This is a genomic window from Bacillus sp. AFS073361, from assembly GCF_002567005.1.
Taxonomy (GTDB): Bacteria; Bacillota; Bacilli; order Bacillales; family Cytobacillaceae; genus Neobacillus.
The window spans coordinates 173,794-188,850 of record NZ_NUZU01000007.1 but is presented as its reverse complement, the minus strand read 5'-3'; the positions used below and the strand labels follow the sequence as shown (position 1 = coordinate 188,850).

The following is a 15,057-nucleotide window of genomic DNA, read 5'->3' as shown; positions in this document are numbered from 1 at the left end:
CTCCAATCAACAGGGTTATAAAATCATTAATGACCTTTATATCAGCCCTTTGTATAATTAAGATACAGACATATAAATGGGGTGGATGAAATGCTAACTAAAAATACACTGTCTCCAAATCTGAGGTGTCAATCAAAGGATTGACACCTATTTGCTAATTCATATTTACCTCGGTTGCACATGTTCGATGTTTTTCTTTTTGAAAACTCTTTGCTGTTTCATCAACTGTGCTTGGATAATTACGATGGCTAAAAGGAATGCTCCCCGAATGACTGGCTGCCACCAAGAATCTAGTGTACCTTGGAGGTTAATAACATTCAATACCACGCCCAAAAGCATGACACCTACAAATGTTCCGAAAACACCACCTCGTCCACCGACAAGAAGAGTACCTCCAATAACCACTGCCGCAATTGCGTCTAACTCCCACGCATTTCCAGCGACAGGCTGCGCTGCACCACCAAGACGTCCGGCAAGAAGAATGCCTGTAAACCCTGCCAATGCCCCGTTCAATGCATACACCATGATTTTCATTCGGTCTACACGAATTCCCATTAGTCGTGTCGCGTCTTCATTCCCCCCGATCGCGTAAACGTTCCTGCCAAACTTGGTTTGATGGAGAATAAATGATGCAAGGGCTAAAGTAATAACAAAAATCCACACTGAGTTTGGAATGCCAATAAAAGCCCCATTACCCAAATCGATAAAAAATTGTTTGTGTTGCACAGCAACTGAAACTGTCTTTTCTTCGGTGAACACATAAATAAATCCTCTAACTCCAATCATCATCGCAAGTGTTACAATGAACGGTTCCATTTTCAACTTCGCAATAATCCACCCATTGATACAACCGAGGAAAGTGGTAATTAAAATGGGAACCAATAGCGCTGCCAAAATACCATATGAAGAAAGTGATGCTGCCATAACTCCGCCAAGTGCGAGTAATGAACCGACCGATAGATCAATTCCTTTCATTAATATAACAAATGTCATTCCGATGGCAACTAAGCCAATCATGCTATTTTGTTTTAAAATATTAATGATATTTACACTTGTAAGGAAGTTGTCGTATTTAATCGATGCAAAAATAATTAGTAAAATTAGTGCTATGAATGCACCTTGTTTCTGAATGAACATAACCGGGTTTCTAAACAGTTTATTATTAGTTTGATGACTGGCTGCTGATTTCAACGTTAAGCACCTCCCTTATTTGTTTGCTCTTTGAAGGTAAATAGCCCCTACAATAATGACCGCTTTAATAATCAATGAATAAGAGTAAGGAATGTTGTTCATATTGAACGTGGTCGAGATTATCCCCATGAGAATGGCACCAAAAACCGTACCCCAAATAAATGGTTTTCCTCCAGTCATTAAAGTACCACCTACAACAACAGCTGCAATGGCATCCAGTTCAATCAGCTCACCAATTCTAGTCGCATCTGCTGCCGCCATCCTCGCTGTTTCAATCATTCCAGCTAATGCAGCTAATACGGCTGCTGCAATATAGACAATCATTTTGATTTTTTTTACATTAATTCCAGCCAATTCGGCTGCTTGCTCATTGTCACCGATAGCTTCTATGTAACGTCCAAATGTCATATAGCGAATAATTATAAATGCTGTAATTGCCACCAGGAACATAAGAATAACAGGGACTGGTATCTCCATGATTTTCCCTTTTCCAATCCACTCGTAGGAAGGATTTGAAAAAGAAACTAGGTATCCATCTGTTAAAACTTGTGCAATTCCTCTACCTGCAATCATGATCGCCAAGGTCACAACGATTGGTTGTACACCTATATACGAAATAATCGCCCCATTAAATAAACCGATTAATGCACAAATAATGATCGTTCCTAGGATAATTACGAAAATATTATAGTCCAGTAAAAAAGTTGAAACAACGGCTCCGATAGCCATTACAGCCCCAACAGATAAATCTATTCCTCCCGTTGCAATAACCAGCGTCATCCCAATAGCAACTAGTGCCGTCGTAGACACATGAAGTAGGATATTCCACATTGTGGTTGCAGCTAAAAAGTTGTCAGTAAATATACTATTAAATAAGAAGAGAATCAAAATCACAATAGGTAACGAAAAAGATTTGACCATCTCTCCATTTAGTGGGTAGCGGAATTTCTTTTCTAAATGGGGATTGATTTGAGTTGTTTTTACATTAGATTCTTGCATATTGATCCTCCCCACCGTAGGATTCTGAACTATGACCATTCTCTACGATTACTTTCATGATATTATCCTGCGTCCGCTTCTCTCCAGTTAACTCACCAATTTTACGTCCTTCCCGAAGGACAATGATTCGGTCTGAATTATGAATCAACTCATCAAATTCAGATGAAATGAGTAATATACTTAATCCCTCTTTGGATAGTTCATCAATTAAAGAATGAATTTCTGATTTTGCACCAACATCAATGCCTCGAGTTGGTTCGTCCAAAATGAGTAAGCTTGGATTAAGTGCAAGCCATCGCGCAAGCAATACTTTTTGTTGATTCCCGCCACTTAGATTTTTAATCTTTTGTTCTGCGTTCGGTGTTTTTATACCCATTCGCTTAATGAACTCATTAACAACCTTATCCTGCTTCTTTTTGGATACGAAACCAAACGTCGAAAAGTCTTTAAGATTTGCCAGTGTGATGTTCTCACGTATCGACATATTCGGAATGATGCCTTCTGTTTTACGATTCTCCGTACACATGGCTACACCTGATTTTATCGCATGCCCAGGGGATTGAAATTGAATTTCATTTTCCTGATATGTCAACTTTCCACCATCAGGAGAAGAGACCCCGGCAATCACCTTTGCCGTTTCAGTACGACCGGATCCAAGAAGACCTGCTAGGCCGAGAACTTCACCTTTACGCAATTCAAAGCTTACATCTGTTACACGTGTTCCTTGTTTCACATTTTTCAGACTGATAACAATTTTTTCATCCGATTTGTTAACAGCTTCCTTCATTTTCATTAATTGTGCTGCCTCTGTTTCACTCTTTCCTATCATGGAAGCGATCAATTGATTTTGTGAAAGTTCACTAATAGGCCAGGTTCCCACAAAAGATCCATCTCGTAGAATAGTAATCCGGTCACAAACCTTATAAATTTCGTCCAGTCTATGACTAACAAATATGATCGAAACATTTTCTTGTTTCAACTTTTGGATGACATTAAAAAGTACTTCCACCTCTTTATCATCTAAAGAAGATGTTGGCTCGTCCATGACTACTAGTTTTGCTTTCATTGAAATAGCTCTCGCGATAGATACCATTTGTTGAAGAGCAGTGCTATAAGTATTTACCGGTTTCTTAACATCAATGGAAATTCCCATATTGTTTAGAACTTCTGCAGCATCTTTATGAGCTTTTTTCCAGTCTATGGTTCCAATTCTAGTTTTGGGCTCTCTGCCCACAAATATATTTTCTGTAACACTGAGATATGGGATGAGACTAACCTCTTGATAAATAGTACTAATTCCTGCCAATTGTGCTTCAATTGGGGTTTTAAAGGTTACATTTTGTCCATCTAAGAGAATGCTTCCTTCGTTATGATGATAAACACCGGTTAATATTTTAATCAGTGTCGATTTACCTGCTCCATTTTCACCCATTAATGCGTGAACTTCACCTTTATTAATCTCTAACTCTACACCTTTTAATGCCTTCACACCTGGGAAGGTCTTAACAATGTTCTCCATTTTTAGTAACTGCTCTGTCCCCATAAGGCCTCCCCTTTCTTTTCGCAAGTATCTTTTTTAAGATACTTGCGAAATACAGGTTGCTGTTAATACGCGTCATTTACGAAATCTTTTGCATTGGTTTTGTCAAAAAAGCGGTCCTTAATAATAATTTCTTTTTCTACTTCTTTACCCTCTTCTAAGTTTTCGATTACGTCAAACACACTTGGACCGAAGAATGGAGAGCTCTCAACCGTTGCACCCATTTTCCCATCAACGATTGCCTGCAAGGCATCTTTAGTTCCGTCTACTGAGACAATGATAATATCTTTTCCAGGGACTTTTCCGGCTGCTTTGATTGCATTGATTGCTCCGATAGCCATCTCATCATTATGTGCATAAACGGCATCAATCTTGTCTCCCTGAGATTGTAACAAGTTTTCCATTACCTTTTGTCCATTGGCTCGTGCAAAGTCACCTGTTTGGGAGGAAATAACCTTCATATCTGGCGCCTTTTCTTTAAGCTTATCCATGAATCCTTTTTGACGATCGATTGCTACGGAAGAACCAGAAGTTCCTGTAAGTTCTACTATATTTCCTTTTCCGCCCATTTCATTTATTAACCAATCAGCTGCCTTTTGTCCTTGTTCAATGAAATTTGATCCTAGGAAACTCACATAATCTTTTCCTGCTTCTCCAGCTACTTTCCTATCAACAAGAATAACAGGAATATGTGCTTTCTTAGCAGTAGCTAAGGCCGGGGAAAGTCCCTCAAATTCACGAGGTGCTAGAATAATATAATCGACTCCTTGGGCAACCATATCTTCCACATCTGATACCTGTTTCGCTGTATCACTTTGAGCATCCGAATAGACCATTTGGAATCCACGTTTCTTAGCTTCTTCTCGAATGCTTTTCGTTTCCGCGATTCTCCATGGATTATTATTTTCCATCTGAGACCAACCAACAACTACCTTTCCATCGTCTCCAGCAGAGTTTGTTGCACTTCCCCCAGTTTCAGACCCACTTGAGCATCCAGCCATAGCTAGCATAGCAGCTGAGAATAATGAGATTAATACTGATTTTTTCATATGATTTCCTCCAGCATTCAATTGTTATTTTTTTCAAATATAGAACGATTTCATTTAGCCGTATTCAAGATGATAGAATCAACGGCTGAATGGCTGAATCACTGCTATCTGGTCTGAAATTTTTAGGCTTCGCCCATTTTAAGTCCTTCAATCGTGTGCTCTTGAACAATTACTTCTAGTTCGTCCACGATGCGGCACATCAAGTGACCCTTTAAATCCTCTGGCAATGTTTCATAAAATTTCTTCGTTATTTGCAGGTCATGCCGTTCATGATTGTTTGCTCCAGGAGCATCAACTCCTAAAACAAGGACTGGTCTTGATTTATTTGAGTTATTCGTTGTTCCTCGGTGAATGGTAAGTGCTGAACGGACTGAAATATCCCCCATTTTAGGCATTTTTTGTTCCGCTAGGGCCTCATATCGAGAATAAAGCTCTTTCTCAGGGAACATTTCACTTTCATACTCGCTGCCATCGTCCCACTGAGTTCCAGGAGCAATCTCAAATGGTCCCATATCTTCTTCCACATCCACCGTTGTTATATTAAATGCGAGAGAATTGAGCCTTCTTCCCTTAACTGTGTCTTCAGGAGCTGGGAAATCACGATGCCAAGGCTGATTCACAGCTCCTGGGTTTGGTACATCGAAGCCAATCTCGACAATTTTATACTCAGGCCCTAAAACCGTTTCACAGACAGCCTTGACCCAAGGGTGCGTCACCAAATCTACAAAACCGCTGATATCTTCCGGGTGGATTTCCACATAGTGGCGTTTCGGCCCACGGCCCACTGCGCCACCTGGTCTTTGGAGTGCATCCTTATATAGGACGTCAATTTCCTTTGCTAATTCCTCTACCCATTTGCGATCAAAAGCTCCTTTTAAACCATGAATTCCTGGACCGTAAAGAGCACCCATAATCACTGCCGGTTCAAACGTTACTCTTGAAGTCTCTGAATTTTTAGTAATAGTCATAATTAATTCCTCCTAGAATTTTATTAAGTGATTTTTTTACATAAATTTAAAATTATAGTTTATATAACCCATTGAACTTTACACATTCACCGCTAACTATTTGGTTATATATCTGAATATTCTGAATTATTTATTTGTAAAAATCACCTTCCTTCATTCTCCATCTCTTTAATCTAGATTTAAAGCGTTTACATCAATTATAAAAAAAGAGAAAGTGAATTTTTCCTTATGTAGTTACATTCTTTTTGAAGCTTTTTTACATTCATTAAAACAATATTTTTGTTTCAAACATAATTACTGTAATTAAATGATAATCTCTCACTATTAAAAGGTCAATATCTTTTATGAAATTTTTACAATTTTTGAAAAATAAGCATTTACACCCTAAAAACCCTACTAGGTTGGGACTTTCCAAAACAAAGAAAAAAGGCCTCCATTATTACAAATAAATTGTAATAAAAGAGACCTTTTAATCCCAAATTAGGAATATATAATTCTCATCAAAATGTCTTGATTATAGTCACCAAAGCCTTTTCCAAATAAATTAAGGCCTCCAATATTCACAGCGTCCGATTGAACACCAACTTTTAAGATAATAAATTTTTGATTATTAATTTCAATATCATTCAAGTTGACTGAAGAAACTTTGACATCATCTAAATAGCTGCCATTATTATCTATTTTCCAATTTTTCAACAGTCCATACTGGGTATGGTTATCGCGCAGCCACAATGGGTTTAACTTTCCTCTGCGATCGCCAAAATCACCTGGACAAGTCCATGTGCATATCTCTTTTCCATTAACCCAGACTGTAATATCGGAAGGCCAATTGTGATCATAGTTCGGAGCCTCTGAACAAAGTTCCATAGAAAATTGAAGTGACTGAATATCAGCATTTCCAGAAAGTGACACAGGAAAGCGGTATTCAAGAAAGCCTTGTCGTAACCATATTAATTGAGCTGAAATACGATCAGGGTGGTAAAATAAGGATACATCATCCTCAGGCTGCACTAAACCATTATTATTGATTATTCCACATGTCGGTGTTATTTCGCAGTCAGAATAATGTCCGATTGGCATTTCCAACTCATAACAATTCTTTGGATCATTATAACCAATATTTAAATTAAGGGCCATATGAATATCATCAAAATTTCTTGAACATACTTTCATCTTTCCTCTTGTTGCTGACTGTATTTCAGTATTAATGAGACCTGCACCTTCTAGAACTTTTATATTAGACGCGATGGTTGAAACAGGAAGATCAAGCTTTTCAGCAATCTCAATAATATTCATTTTTTGAAAGTTTAGTAATTTTAGAATAGCAATTCGGATTTCCGATGCAATAGCATGGGCTACTTTAATAAGCCTATCAGACTCATCGATAGTTAACTCTAGCATTTTTTGACCTCCATACATACTTTTTAACTTTAATTTTTAACTACAGGATCTAGTTTCATAATAAAACGAACATGTCAGATGTTTTCTTTGCAGCCCTCTTGCCAAATATGGCTCTCTTAAGAATGTAACATAGAGAACGGTGTCAATCAAATAGATTGACACCGTTCTCATTGAATAGAAATTTTTTCAGTCGGCACTTTTACGGACTATAGTTTTCTCCTCAAGAATTTCTTTGGCAATTTCCTTCGCAAAGTGGCCAAGACTTCCCTCACTATACGATCGGATCACTTCAGGTGCTAACGATGTTAATGCTCTCTTTAGGTATTCAGGTGGTAATCCTCTGCTCAGAAACTCCGTCTCGATTGCAATTGCTGACTTTAGGGCAAAATACGTCGCTAATTTGTTTACTTCCGTTAAACAATTTTCACTATCGACCATTACCTTACCAAGATTCTGAAAAAGTTCTCCAACAGTTTGTGGTAACACTGATTCAGTAATAAATAAACCATTACCATGTTCCAATAAATCCTTAGAATGTCCCATATACTTGACCCCATGTACATGTAAGTCAGGAAAATGGTTTATTATTTGTTTTGTAGGAAGGTTCGTTGCCATATTTATGATAATGGGTTTATGCGCGGCCTGGCTTTCAAGTTTTAACGAGGTGACAAATGGAATAACCTCGGTCGCAGGTAATGCTAGGACTAAGATATCGACACCCTTCAATTGACTATCTGTTAAAATGTAGCTATTATGATATGCTTTCTGAAAATTTTCTGCTTTCGTTTGCACCGGATGGTAAACTCCAATTGCTATCCGTTTTTTATCCCAATGCGTCATCATGGCTGTCCCTAATTTACCAAGCCCTACTAAACCAATCCTTTGTTGTTGCATTTTCTATCCCCTCTCCCTCTCCATCTATGTCGGCAAGCATATTAAGATAACGATTAATTAAACGAAAAATAATAAGGCTATCTTAAAAAATCAGTTTGCTGCTGACTTTTAAGATAGCCCTTTATTTATTAGCAATCCCTAATTTCTATCTAGTTAATGTGAAGCTATGTTGAAAGTAACAGTTTATTTACCAGATTATAACTGCCAAGATCGTTGCGAGGAAAAGACCCGTAATAACTGGGATGAAATTTTTCCTTGCCAGCTCTAAAGGTGAGATCTGTAAGAAGCCTGCAACGGCAACAAGTGACGACCAGGCAATCAATGTACCTCCCCCGCTCCATACTGCACCCATTTGTCCAATAGCTGCAAGTACGGATGGATCGATGTTACTTCCAGGTCCAATGGCACCAGACAATGCACCAGTTAATGGAAGTCCGGCAAACCCAGAACCATCTAATCCGGTAATAATCCCAATGATTAAGATACTAAATGCTGCAATAATCGGGCTGTGAGGTATATAATTTTGACCTGCTTGGATCAAATCAAACAAAAAGCCTGGTTTAGCTGCATCTTCCCCTAAGGAAAGGATTTGCGCAGAAAAGTCTCCACTTCCCATGAAGAAGTAACCGGCAATCGGAATAACAGGAGCCATGGCTCTAAAAGCGAATACAAAACCTTCCGTAATATGTTCGCTAATTTTATCAAGCGCATGAATGCGGTTAAAAGCAATTGTTGCTAAGACTAAGAGAATCGTAGCAACTCCACCGATAAAGGCAGCACCATCGCCTCCCTCGAATCCAGCTCCACCGCCAAATTTGGATTGGACCATAAAAACCATAACACCTAGCATCGCTAATGGTACAACAATCGCAAAGATTTTTCCCCATTTTGCTTTTAACTTGATTACTTCCGCAGTTTCCTCTACTGTAGCAGCAAGCTCTTCGGTAACTTGGAAGTATACTTTTTCATTATTATTTTCGTTAACAGATTTTTGAGTAATCGCTTTTCGATGTGTCGCATACACAATCACAAGAGCACTAATACCAGTAATAAGAGAAAGAATGAAGGCTTTATCGGAAACTAGCGCTTTATCAATTCCGGCTGCTTTCGCACTTAACATTGGGGCTACCTGCATAATATAATCTGATGAAAGGGCCATACCTTGACCAGCGATAACAATAACCATTGCTGAGGTCATGACTGGCAATCCAGCACTTACTGCAGCAGGTACTAATAAAGCACAAATTAATGGAACAGCTGGAGTTGGCCAGAAAAAGAGTGAAATCACAAACGTTGTAACCATTAACACTAAATAAGATACGTGTCCATTTACCATTATTTTTTGAATCGGCACGACCATCCTTTTATCTGCACCTAAATCCTTCAGGGAATTAAGAAGACCGATCATGATGGAAATGATTAGGAAAATACTAAATAGTTCTTTAGCGGCTACGAGATTGGCATTAAAAACGGCTTGGAAACCGCCAATCAAGCTTCCTTTATACACGGCTGCAACTATAAAGGTTCCAACTATGAGTGGTAAAACAACACCTTTTCTAAAAAGCATGATAATAATAACGGCTACAGTGACAACTAGATAGACCCAATGGGCTGCTGTTAATTCCATATTTCCCCTCCATTGTTTTAAAATAGTTTAAAACCGTAATGCGAAAGATTTCCTTTACAAATGGGAAAAGATCGTAGGAGAGGCGTAAACGTTATAATAGGATTTTTATCATGGTGTATATCCTCTACTTCGGGTGTTCCTTTCTTAATCCCTTAAAAGATATAAAATGGCATGATTTATTGAGTTACTTTTTCGAGAGATTAAATTTTGCATACTGTAGATTGTATACCATGTTTTAAAAAAATTAATACAATGACTGATCATTACTAAATTAAAACCTCCATTAACATCCTTTTTCTACTTCCTAAAACAATCAATCCACATCAATATGTTGAATGCGCTTACAGTTTTTTTTGATATGTAGTAGAATGTTATTTTAGGAATGTAAATATCAACCCCTTTGCACTATGTACACCTTGTTTATTATAAGGTTGAAAATAATATACCATTATTCTCTTTTTATTGCAAACTATTTTGAAAATTTAGAAGTTTATTTATATTCATAAGGTTACTATTGCTTTTATTGGTTGAATCGGCTAAAATTTATTAATTATCGGTATACGGTATACAAAATAAACTGATACATAGTTAGATAGCTTTCTATTTGAATAGCTGCTTATAAATAATCACGAGGTGAATAAATATGCTAAAAGTTGGAATCATTGGATATGGAACACTTGGAAAAGGTATTAGGGAATTAATTGAGTTAGGACAAGCGGGAGATGTCGTCCTTCAATCCATTTTAATAAGAACCCCGCTAGGTTCTTCTGACCAATCACCCGATGAGTGTACAGTCACCACGAATGAAGATGTCTTTTTTAACCAAGATTTAGATATTATCATTGAAGCGGCTGGACACCATGCCCTTCAACTATATGGGGAAAAGGCCATTTCCTCGGGAAGTCATTTAGTTATCCTCTCCGTCGGCGCTTTAGCAGATAAAGATTTCTACGACTCCTTACAAGAGGCTGCTAGAAAATACAAAAAAAAATTGATTATCCCGTCAGGGGCTATCGCAGGTTTGGATCGTATTGCCGCTGGGGTGTTAGGTGAAATTGATGAAATTACACTGATTACGAGGAAGCCTCCAAAAAGTTGGTATGGGACAATTGCGGAGGAAAAAGTTGATTTAGAAACGATTGCAGAACCATTTTGTATCTTTGAGGGTACCGCCAGAAATGCAGCAAAATTATTCCCTCAAAATGTAAATGTTTCCGCTGCGTTAAGCCTTGCAGGTGTCGGCTTTGATGAAACAAAGGTTCAAGTGTATGTTGACCCGACCATTCAAATGAACACACATACGATAGTGGCCAAAGGCTATTTCGGACATATGGAAACCACTATTCAAAACAATCCATATATGGAAAACCCTAAATCGAGCCCAATTGTTGCTATGAGTGTGGCAAAAGTATTGCAAAACCTAACGACATCAGTGGTAATTGGTGTTTAATTCCATGTTAATAGAAAGAAACTCCACCCGGCGAGGGATGGAGTTTCTGTTTTTATTTCGTTTCTTTTCCTTGAGTGACTGCCTCAATATATGCTTTTCGGGAATTTTCAATATGAATTTTCGTTAAATACTCGGCCATTTCCACTTCTTGATTAACAATAGCCTCCATAATTCGTAAGTGTTCCTCCATCGACTGTACAGGCCGGCCCGGATTTTTATATCCTGTCTTAGCAAAGGCACGAATATAATCCGATAAGCCACTTAATATTTCATAGAGTTTCGCATTTTTTGCCGAGCTGTATAAGAGATGATTCAATTCACCATGTAAATTAGAGAAATCATGATCATTTTTATGCTGTAAACAATCTTCCACCCTTTTACTATATTCGATGAACTTGCTTTTGGTTTCATCATCCAACTTCTGAACAGCTAATTTCGCTGCCAAAACTTCGAGTGATGATAGAATCGTAAATACTTCAATAATTTCCTTTTCAGAAATATCCGCGACAATAACACCTTTTCTTGGAACAGTTTTGACAAACCCTTGAGATTCTAATCTAAATAACGCTTCACGAATAGGTGTCCTGCTAATATTTAATCGTTCGGCTAATTCCCGTTCCACTAAACGATCGCCTGTTTTAAATTCACCCTCTAAAATAAGGTCTTTAATATGAATAAAGACCCTCTCGCGTAAAGATATTAAATCTTCCTCGGCCCAATTATTCCCCACAATTTCTCCCTCTTTCTAGGTATACATTGAACCAATTATAACGCACACTATTTATAAACATCAAATTCTTTGGTCGGTATTTCCAATAGAAAAAATAGTTGGGTAAGTAACTTTATGATCTAGGGAGATTTTCAATTGATTTTTTACACAATGAAGCCTCTCCTAAAACAGCTTGCGTAATAATCTTTGACATCACTTCGGCGATGGTCATGACCGTAAATAATCTGGTATTATTTAAAGATTGTGCTGGCGACAGCGGGTCTAGGTAATTAACCACTGCCTTCATATGGTATTCACCCACATGTGGCAGCTTTTTATTGACAGCCATCCCAGGGATTAATGAGCCTTCTTTTAAAAAAATAAACCCAATTTGCCTCTCATTTGCCAAACAAGCATCAATCCCCAAAATAAAAGGATTGTTGTGCGTTTGATTAATTTCTTTCAGTATCTTGTTAATATTTAAGGCATGAACTGGTTTTTCTAAAGTGCCATATACAGGGAATGGAAGATCCATTTCTTTCAGCATCGTTCCTACTATCGGCCCCAGTGAGTCTCCGGTCGAACGATCGGAACCCACACATAAGAAAATGACTTCCCTTGAGGTATTGCTAAGAACTTCTTTCAGTTTATTAACAAATTCATTAAACTTGTAACCTTCTGTGGTCTCTTTTACGGAAAAATAGCATGATTTCCCCGCCTTTTCTACCGACTTTTTCTTGCCGTCAAAAGGCCACATTAGCATCAACCCTCTTCTCAAGTTGTAGTTCCCTAAATCTGTCCATTTTCCTGCCGTCATGATACCTACACTTCTCTCGAGAATTTTTACACATCTACACATATTTTATGATAGTAAGACTAAAACCTTCCATACCCACTCATATAAAAATTACAAAAAAAATCAGACAAGTTCACATTTCTGTAACAAAATGGTGCCTGACACCATAATTTTTGAGAAATAGGTGTCAGGCACCATGTTTTAATCGTATTGGCTTTCTATGGTACGAATCCGGTCATACAGTTGCTGATTTATGGGTGTTGATAGCCCGTATTGATGGGCTAGGTTCAGGACTGTACCGGCAAACAATTCTACTTCGCTGTGGCGTTTGGCTTCGATATCTTGAGCCATTGACGGTTTTCCGTCTGGACTTAAAGTGGCCAATACACTTAGCCAATAATCTAAATCAGCTTCTGTTAAATGAATTCCAGCGTTTTCAGAAAGCGCGATGACCTCTCTCATCGCTCCAATCATTATCTTTCGTGCTTCCCCATCACGCTGAATCTCTCCATAATTACTCTGATAGACGGCTACGGTTTGATTGACCCCCACATTTAACATAAATTTACCCCATTGCCGTTTTACCATATTCGTTTCGATCTCATAGGGAAGTTCTACTTTATCAAAAAAGGCGGCAACACGTTTAACCTTATCAGATATTACACCAGGTTCACGTTCTCCAAAACAAAGGATACCCATATGGTCATAGGTGAGCTGATTTCCCACTTTCACAGCATCCATTCCTTGGGCAACACAATATAAAATATGTTCATCCCCGAAGGTCTCTCCAATCAAAGCCTCACTAGAAATTCCATTTAACGCAGATAATATTATCGTCTCCTCATCCACATGATGCCTGACCGATTGAATTGCATCTTTTAAACCGTCAAATTTTACCGTAAAGATCAACAAATCTGCCGGCTCGCATGATTCTTCGGGTGTCAGGTAATTGAAATCGCAGCGTTCTCCGTTACAGAAGACATGTTCATTTTCATATCGATGAATCCTTTCCCGATCTGCGATGATACGTATATCTGCCTTTGGCATTTTCTTCGATAAATGATGTGCATATAGGATTCCTAATGCCCCTAAACCAATGATTGAAACCTTCTTTATCTCCATAACGAATTTCATTCCTTCCCCATAATTGTCCAATATATGTAAAAAAATTTTCTAAAAGGATCAAAACATTTATATAAACTATTTTACTACAAGTAATTTATTTCATCTTATTTAAAAAAATAAAACCTCTGTTGCATGGATACCAACAGAGGATTCTAAAATTTTTTATTTATATTCCACCACCATCATCATGAATGGTACTATTCTCCTTGCGGATGTTAGCTGAAAGACTGAACGCTCCCACGGTTGCGATCAATGTGCTTAAAATGATAATGATATTATAAATATTAATCTCCACTAACAAATTCACAAGTATATATGATATAACAAGCGAAGCTAGTGGTGAAATAAGCCAGACTTTAAGAATTCTCTGAATAATGGATTTCTGCCAAATGCCAAACCCTTTTTGTGCAGCACCAACACCCAAAATACCGCAAGTCGTTACTTGTGTCAGCGGAATCGGGAGTCCAAATAAGGATGACACAATCACCAGGGTACCTCCTGTAAAGGAAACTGCACTTCCCTCCAGTAAAGACAATCTAGTAATCTTCTTCCCATTCGTTTCCAAAACCCTATTCCCTAGTAAAATAGCTCCTAATGAAACAAAGAGCCCGCCAAACCAGATTCCTTTAGTGGTAGAAATCATCCCGGCCCCTACAAGAGGACCAACAGCGTTCGCGACATTATTCATCCCAGCCGAAAAAGCCTCTAAACAGCCCCCCACGACAAGTAAAACAGCCAGCCATTTTTTCCATTTGCCATTTTTCGTTAGACCAACCCAGCGTTTCTCAGCCGCAGAAATGACTTTTCCAAGGATAAATGTAATGAGAAAAGAAACAATTGGAACAACCACCCAAAATAAAACAATGACTAACAAATTATTTATGTACAAACTTTTATAAGCGACCCCAGCTCCTACGATTGATCCAACAGTAACCTCACTTGTCGAAAGGGGAATTCCAATAATATTTGCAATAAATAAAGTCAATGTAGCTCCGGCGAGGATTAGAACGACTAATTTAATCGTTAGGAGATTAGAAGGAATAATTCCCTCTCCAATTGTTTTCACAACCTCACCGCCGCCAAGTACTGCCCCTAGGAAAGCAGCCATCGCCACTAGCACCATGGCCAGGCGCTTACTCTTTATGGCGTCTGCACCATAAGCTGACCCCATCGATGCTGCCGTCCCGCTTGCTCCAATATTCATCGCAAAGAAAAAAGCAATTATAAAAGCAATAGACGTCCAAACCATGTAGAATCTCCCCTTATGTCCACAATCTATAAAACTGGTAAACTACATTCTCGTTCCAG

General features: G+C 38.2%; 13 protein-coding genes. 1 reads left to right on the top strand and 12 read right to left on the bottom strand.

Annotated features, from left to right (window positions below; all coding sequences use genetic code 11):
* Positions 1–165: 165 nt before the first annotated feature.
* The 8 genes from COJ96_RS05275 to COJ96_RS05240 form a co-directional block, all read right to left on the bottom strand.
* A complete protein-coding gene (locus COJ96_RS05275) occupies positions 166–1,191 on the bottom strand; it encodes an ABC transporter permease (RefSeq protein ID WP_257148438.1) in 1,026 nt (341 codons plus the stop codon).
* Between the two features lie 15 nt (positions 1,192–1,206).
* On the bottom strand, positions 1,207–2,190 hold the full coding sequence (locus COJ96_RS05270; protein WP_180229987.1) for an ABC transporter permease: 984 nt from the start codon (positions 2,188–2,190) through the stop codon (positions 1,207–1,209).
* Positions 2,177–3,733, bottom strand: a complete 1,557-nt coding sequence (locus COJ96_RS05265) for a sugar ABC transporter ATP-binding protein (protein WP_098571920.1) — start codon at positions 3,731–3,733, stop codon at positions 2,177–2,179. Before COJ96_RS05265 ends, COJ96_RS05270 begins: the two co-directional genes overlap by 14 nt.
* A 62-nt stretch (positions 3,734–3,795) precedes the next feature.
* On the bottom strand, positions 3,796–4,779 hold the full coding sequence (locus tag COJ96_RS05260) for an ABC transporter substrate-binding protein (RefSeq protein ID WP_098571919.1): 984 nt from the start codon (positions 4,777–4,779) through the stop codon (positions 3,796–3,798).
* 122 nt (positions 4,780–4,901) lie between these two features.
* The gene (locus tag COJ96_RS05255) at positions 4,902–5,747 is read right to left on the bottom strand and encodes a phytanoyl-CoA dioxygenase family protein (protein ID WP_098571918.1); all 846 of its coding nucleotides are present in this window, start codon (positions 5,745–5,747) and stop codon (positions 4,902–4,904) included.
* A 480-nt stretch (positions 5,748–6,227) separates the two neighbouring features.
* The gene (locus COJ96_RS05250; RefSeq protein WP_098571917.1) at positions 6,228–7,148 is read right to left on the bottom strand and encodes an ArsR/SmtB family transcription factor; all 921 of its coding nucleotides are present in this window, start codon (positions 7,146–7,148) and stop codon (positions 6,228–6,230) included.
* A 186-nt stretch (positions 7,149–7,334) separates the two neighbouring features.
* Entirely contained in the window at positions 7,335–8,042 is a 708-nt protein-coding gene (locus COJ96_RS05245) for an NAD(P)-binding domain-containing protein (RefSeq protein WP_098571916.1), read from the bottom strand.
* Positions 8,043–8,229: 187 nt separating this feature from the next.
* Positions 8,230–9,669, bottom strand: coding sequence for a hypothetical protein (locus COJ96_RS05240; RefSeq protein ID WP_098571915.1), 1,440 nt, complete (start codon positions 9,667–9,669; stop codon positions 8,230–8,232).
* Positions 9,670–10,312: 643 nt separating this feature from the next.
* Here COJ96_RS05240 and nadX point away from each other — a divergent pair.
* Positions 10,313–11,119: an aspartate dehydrogenase gene (gene nadX / locus COJ96_RS05235; RefSeq protein ID WP_098571914.1), complete on the top strand. Its 807-nt coding sequence runs from the start codon at positions 10,313–10,315 to the stop codon at positions 11,117–11,119.
* 52 nt (positions 11,120–11,171) lie between these two features.
* Here nadX and COJ96_RS05230 read toward each other — a convergent pair whose 3' ends face one another.
* The 4 genes from COJ96_RS05230 to COJ96_RS05215 all read right to left on the bottom strand — a co-directional run bounded on the left by COJ96_RS05230 (position 11,172) and on the right by COJ96_RS05215 (position 14,998).
* Complete coding sequence (locus COJ96_RS05230) at positions 11,172–11,849, bottom strand: GntR family transcriptional regulator (RefSeq protein WP_098571913.1); 678 nt, start codon at positions 11,847–11,849, stop codon at positions 11,172–11,174.
* 112 nt (positions 11,850–11,961) lie between these two features.
* Complete coding sequence (yyaC, locus tag COJ96_RS05225; protein WP_257148437.1) at positions 11,962–12,645, bottom strand: spore protease YyaC; 684 nt, start codon at positions 12,643–12,645, stop codon at positions 11,962–11,964.
* A gap of 180 nt (positions 12,646–12,825) precedes the next feature.
* Positions 12,826–13,746 (bottom strand): ketopantoate reductase family protein, encoded by a 921-nt coding sequence (locus tag COJ96_RS05220; RefSeq protein WP_098571935.1) that lies wholly within the window; start codon positions 13,744–13,746, stop codon positions 12,826–12,828.
* Positions 13,747–13,915: 169 nt separating this feature from the next.
* Positions 13,916–14,998, bottom strand: coding sequence for a sulfate permease (locus tag COJ96_RS05215; RefSeq protein ID WP_098571912.1), 1,083 nt, complete (start codon positions 14,996–14,998; stop codon positions 13,916–13,918).
* Positions 14,999–15,057 lie beyond the last annotated feature (59 nt).